This is a genomic window from Frankia alni ACN14a (assembly GCF_000058485.1).
Classification (GTDB): domain Bacteria; phylum Actinomycetota; class Actinomycetes; order Frankiales; family Frankiaceae; genus Frankia; species Frankia alni.
Map to the genome: position 1 here is coordinate 4,103,514 of NC_008278.1, position 14,035 is coordinate 4,117,548.

Sequence of the window (14,035 nt, forward strand, 5' to 3'; positions counted from 1 at the left end):
CACTCTCAACTCGCAACTCGCCGCCGTTCCTCCACCCCGCCGGGGCGCTCCGCACCCCGCCGGGGGCTCTACACCCCGTCGAGCAGCACGGCCCGCTCCGGGCAGGCCTCCGCCGCGCGCCGGGCCAGCTCCACCCGGTCGGCCGGCACGTCCGCGACGGTCACCTCGCCGTAGCCGCTGTCGTCGTCGGTGAACAGCTCGGGGGCGAGGTCGTAACAGCGGCCGTGCCCCTGGCAGCGGGCGGTGTCGATCGTGAGCCTCATGCCTGCCCCGCGTCCGTCGGCCAGGTCAGCGCCAGCGAGTCCAGGCCGCGCAGTGTCGAGCCGTTCCAGGTGATGCTCGCCCCGGGCGCCAGGGAGTACTCGGGGATGAGCCGGTGCCATTCGCGCAGGACGGTGCGCAGCTCCATCCGGGCCAGGTGGGAGCCCAGGCAGCGGTGCGGGCCGCCGCCGAAGGCCAGGTGCCGCTTGTCGGCCCGGTCGAGGTCGACGACGCCGGCCCGCGGGTCCGCGTCGGGGTCGAGGTTGCCCGAGGCCAGCATCACGTGGACCATCTCGCCCTTCCGAACCGGGCAGCCGGCGACCTCGGTGTCACGGGTGACGATCCGCGGGACGGCCATCACCGGGGTCTCCCAGCGCAGCAGCTCCTCGACGATGGCCGGGATCGTCTCCGGGTCGGCGACGATCCGCTGCCGCGCCTCGGGGTGCTCCAGCAGGTAGGCGAGGATGCAGGTGAGGCTGATGGTGACGGTGTCCAGGCCGGCCATCATGAGCATGAAGCAGATCCCGAGCAGCTCCGGCTCGGTCAGCGGCCGGCCCTCGATCTCGGCCTTGAGCAGCTCGGTGATGAGGTCGTCGCGGGGCTCGGCGCGGCGCTGCGCGAGGACCGTCCCGAACAGGGTGAACACCTGCGTGCCGGCCTCGGTCTGGATCCGCAGCTTCTCGTCGGGGTCGTCGGTGAGCGACTCCGGCCGGATCAGCGCGTCCTTCATGTGCAGCAGGCCCGGCAGTTCGGACTGCGGCAGCCCGAACAGGGTGAGGAACACCGAGCAGGGCAGCGGGACCGCGAGGTCGGTGGCGAAGTCGCAGCTGCCGCGGTCGAGGAAACTCTCGATCGTGGCGACCGTGTTCGCCACGACCTCGGCCTCCAGGGCGGCCATCCGCCGCGGGGAGAACAGCGGGTCGAGGATGCGCCGGTACTTGGCGTGGTCGGGCGGGTCGACGCCCATCGGGATGGCGGGCAGCGGGCTGCTCATCAGCTCGGGGATGAGGTTGGAGAACACCTCGGGGTTGCGCAGGACCTCGTCGATCTCGGCACGGCGCAGGATCTGGATCCAGCCCTCGTGCCCCTCGTCGTAGTCGACCGGGCATTTCGCCCGCAGCCGGGAGAAGTAGGCGCGCGGGTCCTCGGCGCGCTGGCGTTCGAACTCGAGCCAGTCCAGCGTCGCGGCCCGCAGGCCGTGGCCGCCGTCGGCGGGCGCCGCCGCGCCCGCGGTGTCGTCTGGCATGTGCTGTTCCTCCAGGATCAGTGGGACTTCCGCCCGGGGCACGGACGGGGGCGATCGGGCCAGGCAGAAGGAAGATGGTCTGGCAGGCGGGCTGTCGGACACGCCGGCGATCAGGTCAGCCGGCTGGCGGCCAGGCGCGTGGATCAGGTGAGCGGGCTGTCAGGCCAGGTAGCCCTGTTCGACGAGCGCCGGGTCCGCGCGGGCCTCGGCGGCTGGTCCGGACCAGCGGACCCGCCCGCGGCTGAGCACCACGGCCCGGTCCGCGACCCGCAACGCCGCGCGGACGTGCTGCTCGACGAGCAGCACGGCCAGCCCCTCGTCGGCGGCGGCGCGCAGGGCGCCCAGCAGACGAGCCACCACCTGCGGGGCGAGGCCGAGCGAAAGCTCGTCGGCGAGCAGCGCCACCGGCCGCCGGGCCAGTACCCGGGCCAGGGTGAGCAGCTGCTGCTGGCCGCCGGAGAGCAGCCCGGCGCGGCGATCGAGATGCTCGGTGAGCTCGGGGAAGTCGGCCAGCGCGGACTGCGGGTCGACGCCGCCGATGCGCAGGTTCTGGCGGACGGTCAGCGACGGGGTGACGGCCCGCTCCTCGAGCACGACGCCGAGGCCCTGCCGGGCCCGCCGGTGCAGCGGCGCCGTGGTCGGCTCCCCCTGCCAGGTGACGGTCCCCTCGCTGGGGGTCAGGGCGCCGGCCAGCGCCATGAGCGTGGTGGTCTTGCCGGCGCCGTTCGGGCCGAGCAAGGCCACCACCTCCCCGCGGGCGACCTCGAGGTCGAGCCCGGCCACGACGGGCCCGGCGCCGTACCCGACGGCAAGTTGGCGGCATCCGACGACGCTCACCTGGCACCTCCAGCCACCGGCGGCACCGCCGCCGCCTCGCCGACCGGCACGGCCAGCGCCGCACCGTCCTTCCCGTCCCCGACCGCTGTATCGCCGGCCGAGCCGTTCCCGGCTCCGTCGCCGGCCGTCTGCTCCGGTGCGCTGGCCTGGGCCACGACGATCTCCTCCTCGGGGCCGCCGGCGCCCACTCCGTCCGCGGCGGCTCCATCGCCCCCCGCGGCGGCCTCATCCCCCACCGCATCCCCCACCGCCGGCGACTCCTCGACGAGAGGCTCGTCCGCCGGCGCCGACGACCCCGCCGCGGCAGCCTGCGCCACCGCCACCGCCACCGCCGCCGCCGCCGCCGGCGGATCGTCGGCCGGAGGGGTCTCGGTGTCGCTGCCCGCCTGGTCGTCGGCGGTGCTGTCCGCGGTCGGTTCGTCGGGGTGGCCGAGGTAGGCGGCGATGACGGCGGGATCGGCCTGGATGTCCGCCGGCGCGCCCTCGGCGATCCGGCGGCCGAACTCGAGGACCACCAGCCGGTCGCAGACTCCCATGACGAACGGCATGTCGTGCTCGATGAGCAGGACGGCGATCCCCCACTCGTCGGCCAGGCGGCGCACGAGCACGGCCAGCTCGGCGCTTTCGCGCTCGTCGAGACCGGCGGCCGGCTCGTCGAGCAGCAGCACGGACGGCGCGGTCGCGACGGCGCGGGCGATCGCCACCAGCCGGCGGCGCCCGTAGGACAACGCCGACACCGGCGTGTCCAGCGCGTCGGCCAGGCCGAACTCGCGGACCGCGGCCTGGGCGGGGGCGCTCAGCGGGCGGTTGCCCGGCCAGACCAGGCCGGTGACGTAGGCGGCGAGGTCGCGCGGGTCGCTGGCGGCGCGCAGGTTCTCCGCGACGGTGAGGTCCTCGAACAGTTCGAGGTTCTGGAACGACCGGCTCACCCCCGCCCGCACCCGGCGATGCGCCCGCAGCCCGTCCAGGCGGGTGTCGCCCACCCGGACCGTGCCCGCCGCCGTCGCCGCGTACCCGGTGATGGCGTCGATGATCGTCGTCTTGCCGGCGCCGTTGGGACCGATGAGCCCGACGACGGTGCCCGGCGCCACCTCGAACCCGACGCCGTCCACGGCGACGACTCCGCCCCAGCGCACCGTGACGTCCTCGACGGTCAGCGTCGCCGGCCGCACCCGCAGCGCCTGCGGCGCGGCCACCGCGTCCTGTGGGGGCGCCGACTCCGCGGTGGCCGGGACGTCGGCCTCGACCGCCGCCCCCTCGACCGCCGCCTCCTCGGCCGCCGCCTCCTCGGCCGCCGCCTCCTCGGCCGCCACAGCCTCGGCCGGTGCCTCGACGACGGGTGCCGCCGCGGGCGCGGGGCCGGCGAGTACGGCGTCGGAACGACCCAGCCGGGCGGCGACGAGGACGGGCAGCGGCAGGCGGGCCCGGCCGGCCAGGCCGCCGGCGAGCCCCGTGCCTCCGGAGCGGATCAGCACCAGCAGCAGGATGATCCCGCCGATCAGCGGCAGGTAGCGGTCGATCTCGCGCAGCCAGTCGGTGAGCCGGTCACCGAACAGCACGCCCAGCACCGCGAGGACGACCAGGGCGCCGGCCGGCAGCCAGCGCGTCCACCGGGCCGCACCGACCTTCCCGAAGCCGCCGACCTGCCCGGACGCACCGACCTGCCCAGAGGCGCCGACCGTCCCAGCCGCACCGGCCAGCCGGGACCGGTCGACCTGGCCGCGGGCGAGCCCGCCGAGCCCGTACCCGAGCAGGCCGGCGAGCACGGCGCCGACGGTGCGCGGCAGCACGGTGGAGCCGCCGAAGCGGTCGGACAGCCAGCCGGCGAGCTGCTGACCGAGGGTGGCGGGGGCGAGCAGAGCGCCGATCCCGGCGCCGCTGATGTAGCCGACGCCGCCGACGACGGCGTAGGCGACGACGAGGATGCCGGTGAACGGCAGGAAGTCCCCGTCGTCGTAGCTGATGTTGCGGTCGGCGAAGGCGAGCAGCACGCCACCGAGCCCGGCGATGGCCGCGGACAACCCGAAGGCGTAGATCTTCGCCGCGAACACGCTGATGCCCAGGGACGCCGCCGCTCGTTCGTTGGTGCGCACCGCGATGAGCCGCCGCCCGGCCCGGCCGCGGCGCACCGCGGACACCGCGAGCCCCGCGAGCAGCAGCAGGATCAGCGCCAGGGTGGCGTAGGCGCGCGGGTCGTCGGTGCGGTCGACCGGGATGCCGAGGAAGTGCAGCGGGGCGTCGGCGGTGGCGACGACGGTGCCCTGCTGGTCGAGCACGCCCCCGAAGATCGAGGAGCTCTGGCCGTCCGCGGGGGGTGAGGAGTAGCCACGCTGGAACAGGATCGCGCTGACGGTGACGCCGAGCCCCAGGGTGACCACGGCGAGCTGCAGGCCGCGGGTGCGCAGCGCCGGCAGGGCGAACAGCACGCCGACGGCGGTGGTGGCCAGCACACCGACCACCAGGGCGGCGGCGAACGGCCAGCCCTCGGCCGCCACCAGGCGTCCCGCGACGAGCGCGGCGATGCCGGCCAGCGCGCTCTGGGCCAGCGAGAGCTGGCCGGCGTAGCCGACGAGGACCACCAGTGACAGCAGGATCAGCGCGTACCCGGACTGGATGGCCACCGCGTTGACCCACGGATCGGGCAGCACCAGCCAGACGAGCGCCACCAGCAGGGCGAACCCGCCGACCAGCACCGGGAGGTTGATCGCCCCGGAGCCGAGCGGCGGACGGTCCTCGGCCTGGTGGGCGCGGTCGGGGATGCCGCTGCCCCGCGCGACGAGCAACGCGATGATGACGACGACCGGCAGGGCGCTGTCGAGCCCCTGCGCCCAGTCGTGCGGGCCGGTCAGATGCACCTGGAGCTGGAGTTCGACGAGCGCCAGCAGCAGCCCGCCGACGAGCGCGAGCGGGAACGAGCGGAACCCGGCGGCGAGCGCGACCGCCAGCGCGGGGACGACCAGCAGGACCAGGCTCGTCGACGACAGCGGGTTCTGCAGCGGGGCGAGCAGGACACCGGCGAGGCCCGCGAGCACCCCGCCGCCGAACCAGCAGGCCCCGGCGACCACGTCGGCCGACCAGCCGAGGGTCGCCGCCGCGGCCGGCCCCTCGGCGACGGCGGTGGTGACCGCCCCGGCGGTGGTGGACCGGAAGAACGCCCACAGCGCGGCGACCAGGACGACGACCACGCCGAGGCGGACGAAGACGTGCACCCCGACCGGCTTGCCGAACACCTCGACGACGGACTGCGGCAGAAACGACGGCACCGAGCGGCTCTGCCCGCCGAAGGCCAGCACCACCGCGGCCTGTAGGACGATGAGCAGGCCCAGCGTGGCGACGACCCGGTTGAGCGGCGCGGCATGGCGCATCGGGCGCAGCACCGCGGCGTGGAACAGCAGCGCGACCGCCCCGGTGAGCACGACGACGACGACGGCGGCGAGCGCGGTCGGCAGCCCCCACCCGTCACCGGCCTCGTGGAACAGATAGGCCGCGAACATCACCAGCGCGCCCTGCCCGAGGTTCAGCACTCCGGAACCCCGGTGGATCAGTACCAGACCTGCCGCCACAAAGGCATACAGCGCACCGGTCCCGAGACTGATGACGGCGTATCCAAGAAAGCTGCCCACAGCACCACCCCAGCCCGAACTCTAGCAAGTTCGATCCGCACCGAGAACCGGTCGATTGCTTTCCTCGACACCGCCGGCCGTCATGTCGACGCGCCGCCCGCGCCTGCGCAGGGCCACACCATAGCGCGGCTAGCACCTGTCAACGCACGGGTCCGGTTTCCCGCCTCACTCACCGGTGCTGAAGCGTTGGCCGCAGAGCGGCTGCGGGCTGGCGACATCAAAATGGTCACCGCTTTCGGCGACCCGGACGAAGTCGAAGCACGGGTCGAGCCGACCCTGATCGGTGGCGTAATTGATCTTATTGACCAGCATCCCGTCGGCATCGTAGTCGGTCACCCCACGCAGGCCCTTCATGTAGGACTCCCGCGTAGGACAGCCATGCTGAGTCTTCAGGCCACGGATGAACAGATCCGCGCTCAACCAGCCGATGATGGCACTCTGCTGGCCGGGCGGGGAGACCTCCGGAGAGTAGTCCGCCATCGCCTGCAGGAACCGGCGCTGGACCGGCCGGTGGCGTTCCAACGCGGCGTAGGAGAGCGACGCGTAGGTGCCGGCGAGCTGCCGCCCGTAGGGGGCGAGCAGGCGCGGGTCGTAGCTGACGGCGGACACGGCGACCTTGAACGGGTGCCCGGCACTGACGGCTGCGTCCAGAACGCCGGTGTAGAGGTCGAGCGGTGCCGCGGCGATGATCGTGTCGGCCCCGGAGGCGATGATTTTGCGGGCGACGTCGGCGGCGTTGGTGCCGTCGACGTCCTGGGTGACCGCGTCGATGCCCGCGTGCTGCAGGCTCTTCGTCACTCCGTCCGCGTAGAGCTTGGCGGTCTCGCTGAGAAAGCTGACGACGACCGCGGCCCTGGTGCCACCCTGCTGGCGGACGAAGTCGCCGATCGTCGTCGTGCTCTGCCCCGTCTGGGTGGTCAGGATGACGGTGAAGGTGTTGCGGTGTGCCGCCCAGCCGGGCTGGTCGGCGGCGCCGATCACCGGCACTCCCACCTCGTCGAGGTAGGCGACGGACTGCTGGGACACCGCGGTGTACTGAATGACGGCGAAGGCGTTCTGGGCGACCAGGCCACGGGCGCCCTGCAGGTTGCCGCGGGGGTCGGACTGATCGTCCTGCCAGGCAAAGTCGATCTTCCGACCGTCGACGCCGCCGGCGGCGTTCTCGACACCGAAGCGGGCGCTCACACCTGCCCGGTAGCCGGTGAACTGAGCGGCCATCACCCCGGTGTCCGGATAGAGCAGACCTACTTTGATCGAGCTGTCGGTCACACCGGGAGCACACGAACCGGACGCGGAACTTCCGCTCTCCGTCGCATCGCCGGAGCTACAGGCCGCCAGCATCAGCACCGCAGCGACCGCCGCCACGCCCAGTCTCGTGCGCTTCACCCGTCAAAGCCGCCTCTCGATCGCGCCGAGGTTTCCCGAGCCCGCGACCATCCCACTGTTCTGACGAATTTCCGCCCGGCCACGCAAGCGCGATCGGGTATCGGACTCGGCCAGCGAAGTCGCTGCCGGAACCGTCACAACTGCATGGCACGTCAACGTCCACACCAGATCAGTGCGGACGACATGCCTCACGGCAGCACAACAGTCAGTACAGGTCCGATCCTTCGGTGTCTTCACTGAACGATCACGGATTTTGTCGACGGAAACGTACCAGGCGGGACGCACACCAGAACCAACCGGGGGGTGCTCTCCGTATCCCGCCCACACCCTTAGACAGCCGCCTCAAGAATTCACAACGAGTCCCATCCGACCTGCCCTGTGACGCGTCCGCCCCGCTCACCCGACGGTGACGCGGGGCCACCCGCCACCCCATCACGCCATCGATCTGTATACGGACGATCCCGGGAGGGACAACGTTCGGCGCAGCGGGCACGACGATCCGCGCCCAAGAGCGCGCCTGCCCCGGCGAACGCACCGGCACCCGACCGCCCCCGACTGCCGGCCGAACGGTGCACGGGCCCGCGACGTGGGGCGATCCGTCGGCGCGGCGGTCCCGCCGCCGCCGAGATCTTCGTCGGGCCGACCCCGGGACCCCATCCCGATACCACTTGTCTCCGGATGGACAATGGCGGGCGGACGGCGAGCCACCGTCCGGCGAGAAGAACACGCCCGGACCGGGCGCCACACCCACCCCGCCTGCGGACCGGGCGGCGATCGGCGGGTCCGCACGACGTGTGGATCCGCACCAACAGTGAGCTAGGTCATAGTCGATCCCGCCTCGCCGCGGCGTATCCCCACCGGCGGCAGCAGGCTGCCGCCGGACCGCGGTTCGGATGCCCCGATCGGTCCGTTGACCTGCCATTGGCGCGGATTTAGTGTGGAAGCGTGCAGCTCACTCCGTGGCCTACGGCCGGCGCGTCCGCGTGCGCCTGCGTGGAGGGTCGCGACGACCAGCCACGTCTGCGGCGTCGGCGTCACGTCGACTTCGGGCACAGCAACAGCGATCTCTGTCGCCCCTGCCGCTGAGTCACCCCGCCCCGGTCACTCTCGCCCGCGAGCGCCCGCGCCGGTCCGCCCCGGGAAGGCCTGCTCGGTGCCGATGCCACTGTCGTGAGCATTGCGGGCCCCTGCGCCCTACCGAACGGCGCGTCCCGCACGGTCGCCGCGCGCCCGGCCCCGCGGGGTGGCCCGCCCCCTGGTGACACGTCCGCCTCCAGCCGGCGCCCCCTGCCGCCCGTAGCGGCGTCGGTGGCCCTGACCAGCACGTGTCCGGTCCCCCTCTACCCGGCTTCCAGCGCCCGAGCTCCCAGCCACAGGCCGCGGCCCACCCCCGGAGCCGGACTCCTGCCGCCACCGGCCCGCGGCGAGCCTGCCCGCCGGGCACGGCCGCCGCCCAGAGCACGGTCCCGCTGCTCGGAACCACGCGCCACCCCCAGAACCACGTCTCGCCCCTCAGAACCACGTCTCGCCGCTCAGAACCACGTCTCGCCCCTCGAACCTCGGGAGCATCCGTATGACCGCCTCGCTTCGCCAGACCCAGGGAGCCACCAGGGCGCGCGCCGTCGACGGCGACCTGTTCCGGACCGTCTTCCGGGGTCACCCGGCGGGCGTCGCCGTCATCACGACGGACGCCGGCGTGGGACCGGTCGGCTTCACCGCGACCTCGCTGGCGTCGCTGTCCGCCGAGCCCCCGATGGTCGTCTTCGCGATCTCGTCGAGCGCGTCGGCCTGGCCGCACCTGCGCACCGCCGACACGTTCGTCGTCAACCTGCTCTCCTCGGAGCAGGAGGAGGTCGCCCGCCGCTTCGCCCGCAGCGGCATCGACCGGTTCGCCGCACCGACCCGCTGGAGCGCACTGCCCACCGGCGAGCCGCTGCTCGACGGCGGCCGGGCCTGGCTGCGCTGCGCCACCCGCCCGCCGATCGAGGCCGGCGACCACTTCCTCATCGTCGGCCTGGTCCTGGAGGCGGCGACCGATCCCGCCGCGGCCCCGCTGATCTACCACGACCGCACCTTCCACGCCCTGCCCTGAGCCTGCCCACACGCCGAGTCGGCGCACGCGCCTCGGCTCGGCTCGGCTGGTCCCCGCCCGCAGCGTCCACGGCCCGCACCCCACCAGGGTGCGGGCCGTGTGCGTGTCGGCACCCGGTTGGCCTGCGCCCCGCACACCCATCACCCCCACCAGGACCATCGGCGCGGTGCGCGGGAGGCGTTGCGGTGCGATGCGCGCGACCCAGGGCTAAGACCGTGCGGAACGCACCGCAACCGGCCCCACCCGGCTTCGCACTCACGCGTCCGGGCGGGCCGGGGCGAGGTCCCCGACCGCGGCCGTGACGCGGACGGGATCCGGCCGGAGTCGGACCGCAGTTGCGGATGGTTTCGAGACACCCCCACCTGGTCGCAACGTACAAGCGGCACTATCATGCATCCAGTTTCGCATCTGCGGCATCGTCTACCAGCGGCGTCCGCAGGTGCGAGCGGGTTCCGTCGCCGTCGGAGTACTCCGCACGGCTCGGCGCCCGCGGCGACGACGGCGTCGCCATGGGTCGGTTCGGTGACGACGAGTGACATCGAGGCGTCCGACCGCACAGCCGACAGTGGATGTTCGTAGGGGCGGTCGACCGCGCGCGATGGCGCCGGCGACCGGCCGTGGTGCGTAGGAACGGGGATTCGTGAGATTTCGCAGGGTGAAAACGGCGCTGGCGGTCGTGGCCAGCGCCGGTCTGCTCGCCGCCGGGTGTGGCAGCAGCGGGAGCGACGGGGGCACGGCCGCCACGCCGGCGCCCGCCACCACCAGTGCCTCCAGCGGTGTGACGGGCACGGTCACCGTGTTCGCCGCAGCGTCGTTGACCGGGACGTTCACGACGCTCGGCAAGCAGTTCGAGGCCGCCAACCCGGGGTCCACCGTGAAGTTCTCCTTCGCGGGCAGTTCCGCGCTGGCGCAGCAGATCACCTCCGGCGCGCCCGCGGACGTGTTCGCCGCGGCGAGCCCGGCGACGATGAAGACCGTCACCGACGCCTCGGAGAACTCCTCGGCGCCGAAGGTCTTCGTCCGCAACCAGCTCGTCATCGCCGTGCCGAAGGCCAACCCGAAGGGCATCACGGACCTGCCCGACCTGGCGAAGCCGGGCGTGAAGGTCGCGTTGTGCGCCGACGCGGTGCCCTGCGGCGCGGCGGCCAAGAAGGCGCTGGCCGCGGCCGGGGTGAACCTGACTCCCGTCACCCTCGAGCAGGACGTCAAGTCGGCCCTCTCGAAGGTCACCCTCGGTGAGGTCGACGCGGCGCTGGTCTACCGCACGGACGCGAAGGCCGCGGGCGACAAGGTGACCGGCATCGAGTTCCCCGAGTCGGCGAAGGCCATCAACGACTACCCGATCGCCACTCTCAAGGCCGGCAAGAACGCCGCCGGCGGCAAGGCGTGGGTGGACTACGTCACCTCCGACAAGGGCGAGGCGGTCCTGACCGCGGCCGGTTTCCAGGCCCCCTGATCCCCGCCACGGCCCGCGCCGGCCACCGGTAGCGGGCGGCATCTCGGCCACGGTTGCCCGGGAGAGTCATCCCGGGCAACCGTGGCCGTCGCCATGTCCGGACGCCGGCCGCAGCGGCGGATGGCGGCCAGACGGGTGGCGTGCAGGCAGGTGGCGGTCAGCGGCGGGTGGCGGTCAGGCAGGTGGCGGTCAGCGGCGGGTGGCGACGAGGAAGCCGTCGGCGAGGGGGCCGGGCGCGGGGCGTCCGGCCTCGGCGGCGAGCTCGGAGCGTAGCCGAGCCTGGAGCACCTGCCAGCCGTGGCGGGGCAGCCAGTCGAGGGGGGACTCGCCGAGGCCGCCCTTGAGCAGGGTCGCGAACTCCGCCAGCTCCGGGGTGGCACGCAGCTCGTCGAGCAGCCACGTGTCGGCCTGGTACTCGAATCCCAGCAGGCTGCCCGGGACGGACAGCTCCCCGACGGTGGTGAGCAGGTGGGCGGCCGCCTCCGCGTCGAGGTAGGGCAGCAGGCCCTCGACGAGCCAGGTGGTGCGTTCCCGTGGCCGTAGGCCCGCGCGGGTCAGCGCGCTCGACCAGTCGCCGGCGAGATCGGCGGGGACGGTGATCCGCTCGGCACGCGCGGTGGCGTGCCGGGTGTCGAGGACCGCCTGCTTGAACGTCAGCATCTCCGGCAGGTCCACCTCGAACAGCCGGGTGCCGGCGGGCCAGGACAGCCGGTGGGCGCGGGTGTCCAGGCCCGCGGCGAGCAGGACGAACTGGCGCTGGCCGGCGTCGGCGGCGCGGGTCAGGTAGTCGTCGAAGAAGCGGGTGCGTTGCACGCCGTGGGAGTCCACCACGTCGATGAAGCGGGCGAAGGCGCCGGCGGGGCCGGCGGCCGCCGGGCCACCGGCCGCCTCGACGAACGCCTCCGCGTAGGGGTCGTCGAAGAGCCGGTCGCGGCGCGCGCTCTCCCGGGCGCGGACCCACGCCATGCCGACGGCGGTCAGACCCACCCCGGCGGGAACCTCGATCTGATCGGACGCAGCCCTGAAGGTCATAACTGACCGTAACTCCGTCCTCGCAACCGGGCCGCGCCGATGGTGACCCAGCGTCACTCATCGGGCGGCGCGTGGATGCGGGTCGCTGGTCAGAACGACACGTCGCCCGTCTCGGACCTGCCGATCGTGTGGCAGGTGGAGCTGTCGCGCAGGTAGCCGAGGGCGAACGCCTGGGCGCGTTGGCGGGGAGAGCCGTGGGCGTCGGGGGCGCTGGCGGGCTCCTGGGCGAACCAGCCGCCGCGGGTGTCGCCGAGGCTGTAGAACAGCAGGGCGCCCTGCAGCGCGTCGCGGACGGCGATGCGCCCGGCGTCGTGCGCGGCGGAGGCCTGCCGACCGGCGAAGCAGTCGGCCTGGTTCTCCTCGGCGCGGGTGACGACTCCCAGGTTGCCGCCGATGCGGTCGCCGCGGTGGGACAGCTCGTGCATGAGGACGAACAGCGGGTAGGTGGGCCCGCCGACCTGCGCCAGCTCGTCGAGGAAGTCGACGCTGTAGGCGACCGTGTCGTCGAGCGTGCAGTACAACGCGTTGTCGGCGAACTGGCGGGGGTCGTTGACCTGCCGGCCACAGGCGTCGTCGGGCACCTCACCGTCGTGGTAGGGGACGAAGCGCGGCGCCGTCCAGGCGTCGCCGAGTTCGCCGTGCCAGAAGGTGTTCAGCGCGCCGGGGCAGCCGACCGGCTCGTTGATGAGCCGTTCGACGTCCTGCACGTCGCTGACCTTGCCGCCGCACGACGGCTTCGACGCCGTCGTCGCGGCCGTGGACGACCCGCCGGCGTCCGTCCACGACCCGCCGGCGTCCGCCGACGGCCCGCCGAGGCCGCGCGCCGACGACCCACCGGCGTCCCGGCCGGACGACCCGCCGGTATCACGGTCGGACGACCCGCCGGTGGCGGTGCTCGTGCCGATGCTGCCGGCAGCGTTGAGGGGACCACCCGTCGCGGAGGCGTTGCAGCCGGCCAGAAGGCCGACAGACATGACGATCGCGGCCAAGGCCGCCCAGATGACCCGCACGACGGTCAACCGTAGAGGCGATCGTTTGCGTCCGGGGAACCGTCGACGTCCCCGCGAAGGTCGTCGAGGGTGCGCCGCTATCGCGCCGGCGGGGCGCCGCGGGCCCGGGGGCGTCCGGGTGCCGGGCTCCCGGGTCCGCGCCGCGCCGCGCCCCTCTCCGCCAGGGCGACCCGGATAGCCGCAGGTAGAGCGACCGTGAAGGGGCTCATCACCGCCGCTGGGAGGCTGACGGGGACGGCCGCGAGGCCGGGCTCACCGGAGCACAGGGCGATGACGGTGATCGCGATCAGGATCGCGAGGCCGACCAGCGCGGCCGCGGCGGTGAGCACTTTCACCAGAAGGTCGGCCGGTAAGGGGGGTGCTGGCACCGGCCCGTTCGGGGGACGTCGGGCCATGGGCGACCTCCATCGAATGCAAAACCATCGTCGAATGCATCTGCACGTGCATGATGCCATGCCGAAGTACACTGCATCCGACAAATGCGCCGGCCACGGCGGCTCAGGCCTGGCCTGGCCTGGCCGATCGGGCCGGGCTGAGCCGGGCTGGGGCTGAGCCGGTGCTGGGCCGGGCTGGGCTGGGCCGGGCCGAATCGGGCGCCGTCCCCTCTGATTCAGGCGGGCGGCGGTGTCTGGCGAGCCTCCTGCAGACCCCGGGCGGCCAGGGCGTCCGCGCGTTCGTTGCCGGGGTCGCCGGCGTGCCCGCGGACCCACAACCACTCGACCTCGTGTCGGGCGACGGCGGCCTCCAGCCGCTGCCACAGGTCGGCGTTGCGCACCGGCGTGCGGTCCTTCGTCAGCCAGCCGTTGCGCCGCCATCCGGCGATCCAGGTGGTGATCCCGCTGCGCAGGTAGGTGCTGTCGGTGTGCAGGCGCACCACGGACGGCCGGGTCAGTGCCTCCAGCGCCATGATGGCCGCGGTGAGCTCCATCCTGTTGTTCGTCGTGCGCGCCGGCTCGCCGCCGTGCAGCTCCCGCTCGTGCTCGCCGTAGCGCAGCACCGCGCCCCAGCCGCCGGGCCCCGGATTGCCGCTGCACGCCCCGTCGGTATGGATGTCGACGGCGACGCGCCCGTCGCGCTGCGCCATGCCGCGCG

At 73.5% G+C, this 14,035-nt stretch carries 11 protein-coding genes; 2 read left to right on the plus strand and 9 right to left on the minus strand.

The annotated features are described in order from the left end of the window. Nucleotides 1-68 precede the first annotated feature (68 nt). The 5 genes from FRAAL_RS16750 to FRAAL_RS16770 form a co-directional block, all read right to left on the minus strand. A complete protein-coding gene (locus FRAAL_RS16750; RefSeq protein ID WP_011604962.1) occupies nt 69-263 on the minus strand; it encodes a ferredoxin in 195 nt (64 codons plus the stop codon). Continuing rightward, nucleotides 260-1,507, minus strand: coding sequence for a cytochrome P450 (locus FRAAL_RS16755; RefSeq protein ID WP_011604963.1), 1,248 nt, complete (start codon nt 1,505-1,507; stop codon nt 260-262). Before FRAAL_RS16755 ends, FRAAL_RS16750 begins: the two co-directional genes overlap by 4 nt. Nucleotides 1,508-1,666: 159 nt before the next feature. Continuing rightward, nucleotides 1,667-2,344, minus strand: a complete 678-nt coding sequence (locus FRAAL_RS16760) for an ABC transporter ATP-binding protein (RefSeq protein ID WP_041939398.1) — start codon at nt 2,342-2,344, stop codon at nt 1,667-1,669. Beyond that, nucleotides 2,341-5,967 (minus strand): ABC transporter permease subunit, encoded by a 3,627-nt coding sequence (locus tag FRAAL_RS16765; protein ID WP_011604965.1) that lies wholly within the window; start codon nt 5,965-5,967, stop codon nt 2,341-2,343. Before FRAAL_RS16765 ends, FRAAL_RS16760 begins: the two co-directional genes overlap by 4 nt. A gap of 165 nt (nt 5,968-6,132) precedes the next feature. Further along, on the minus strand, nt 6,133-7,236 hold the full coding sequence (locus FRAAL_RS16770; protein WP_011604967.1) for an ABC transporter substrate-binding protein: 1,104 nt from the start codon (nt 7,234-7,236) through the stop codon (nt 6,133-6,135). A 1,690-nt stretch (nt 7,237-8,926) separates the two neighbouring features. Here FRAAL_RS16770 and FRAAL_RS16775 point away from each other — a divergent pair. Beyond that, the gene (locus tag FRAAL_RS16775; RefSeq protein WP_011604971.1) at nt 8,927-9,445 is read left to right on the plus strand and encodes a flavin reductase family protein; all 519 of its coding nucleotides are present in this window, start codon (nt 8,927-8,929) and stop codon (nt 9,443-9,445) included. A gap of 640 nt (nt 9,446-10,085) precedes the next feature. Continuing rightward, complete coding sequence (gene modA, locus FRAAL_RS16780; RefSeq protein ID WP_041939399.1) at nt 10,086-10,901, plus strand: molybdate ABC transporter substrate-binding protein; 816 nt, start codon at nt 10,086-10,088, stop codon at nt 10,899-10,901. A gap of 189 nt (nt 10,902-11,090) precedes the next feature. On the opposite strand, the gene FRAAL_RS16785 is transcribed toward modA, so the two are convergent. The 4 genes from FRAAL_RS16785 to rnhA all read right to left on the minus strand — a co-directional run bounded on the left by FRAAL_RS16785 (nt 11,091) and on the right by rnhA (nt 14,027). Continuing rightward, complete coding sequence (locus tag FRAAL_RS16785; protein ID WP_011604973.1) at nt 11,091-11,933, minus strand: SAM-dependent methyltransferase; 843 nt, start codon at nt 11,931-11,933, stop codon at nt 11,091-11,093. An 89-nt stretch (nt 11,934-12,022) separates the two neighbouring features. After that, nucleotides 12,023-12,907, minus strand: coding sequence for a neutral zinc metallopeptidase (locus FRAAL_RS16790; protein ID WP_306280441.1), 885 nt, complete (start codon nt 12,905-12,907; stop codon nt 12,023-12,025). Nucleotides 12,908-13,020: 113 nt separating this feature from the next. Continuing rightward, nucleotides 13,021-13,338, minus strand: coding sequence for a hypothetical protein (locus tag FRAAL_RS16795; RefSeq protein ID WP_157734139.1), 318 nt, complete (start codon nt 13,336-13,338; stop codon nt 13,021-13,023). 215 nt (nt 13,339-13,553) lie between these two features. Then, the gene (rnhA, locus tag FRAAL_RS16800) at nt 13,554-14,027 is read right to left on the minus strand and encodes a ribonuclease HI (RefSeq protein WP_011604976.1); all 474 of its coding nucleotides are present in this window, start codon (nt 14,025-14,027) and stop codon (nt 13,554-13,556) included. Between the last annotated feature and the right edge of the window lie 8 nt (nt 14,028-14,035).

Excerpts from the sequence above, each read along its gene's own strand:
- FRAAL_RS16750 (WP_011604962.1), bottom strand. The coding sequence starts at position 263 with ATGAGGCTCACGATCGACACCGCCCGCTGCCAGGGGCACGGCCGCTGT.
- FRAAL_RS16755 (WP_011604963.1), bottom strand. The coding sequence starts at position 1,507 with ATGCCAGACGACACCGCGGGCGCGGCGGCGCCCGCCGACGGCGGCCAC.
- FRAAL_RS16775 (WP_011604971.1), top strand. The coding sequence starts at position 8,927 with ATGACCGCCTCGCTTCGCCAGACCCAGGGAGCCACCAGGGCGCGCGCC.
- FRAAL_RS16785 (WP_011604973.1), bottom strand. The coding sequence starts at position 11,933 with ATGACCTTCAGGGCTGCGTCCGATCAGATCGAGGTTCCCGCCGGGGTG.
- FRAAL_RS16790 (WP_306280441.1), bottom strand. The coding sequence starts at position 12,907 with ATGTCTGTCGGCCTTCTGGCCGGCTGCAACGCCTCCGCGACGGGTGGT.
- FRAAL_RS16795 (WP_157734139.1), bottom strand. The coding sequence starts at position 13,338 with ATGGCCCGACGTCCCCCGAACGGGCCGGTGCCAGCACCCCCCTTACCG.
- rnhA (WP_011604976.1), bottom strand. The coding sequence starts at position 14,027 with ATGGCGCAGCGCGACGGGCGCGTCGCCGTCGACATCCATACCGACGGG.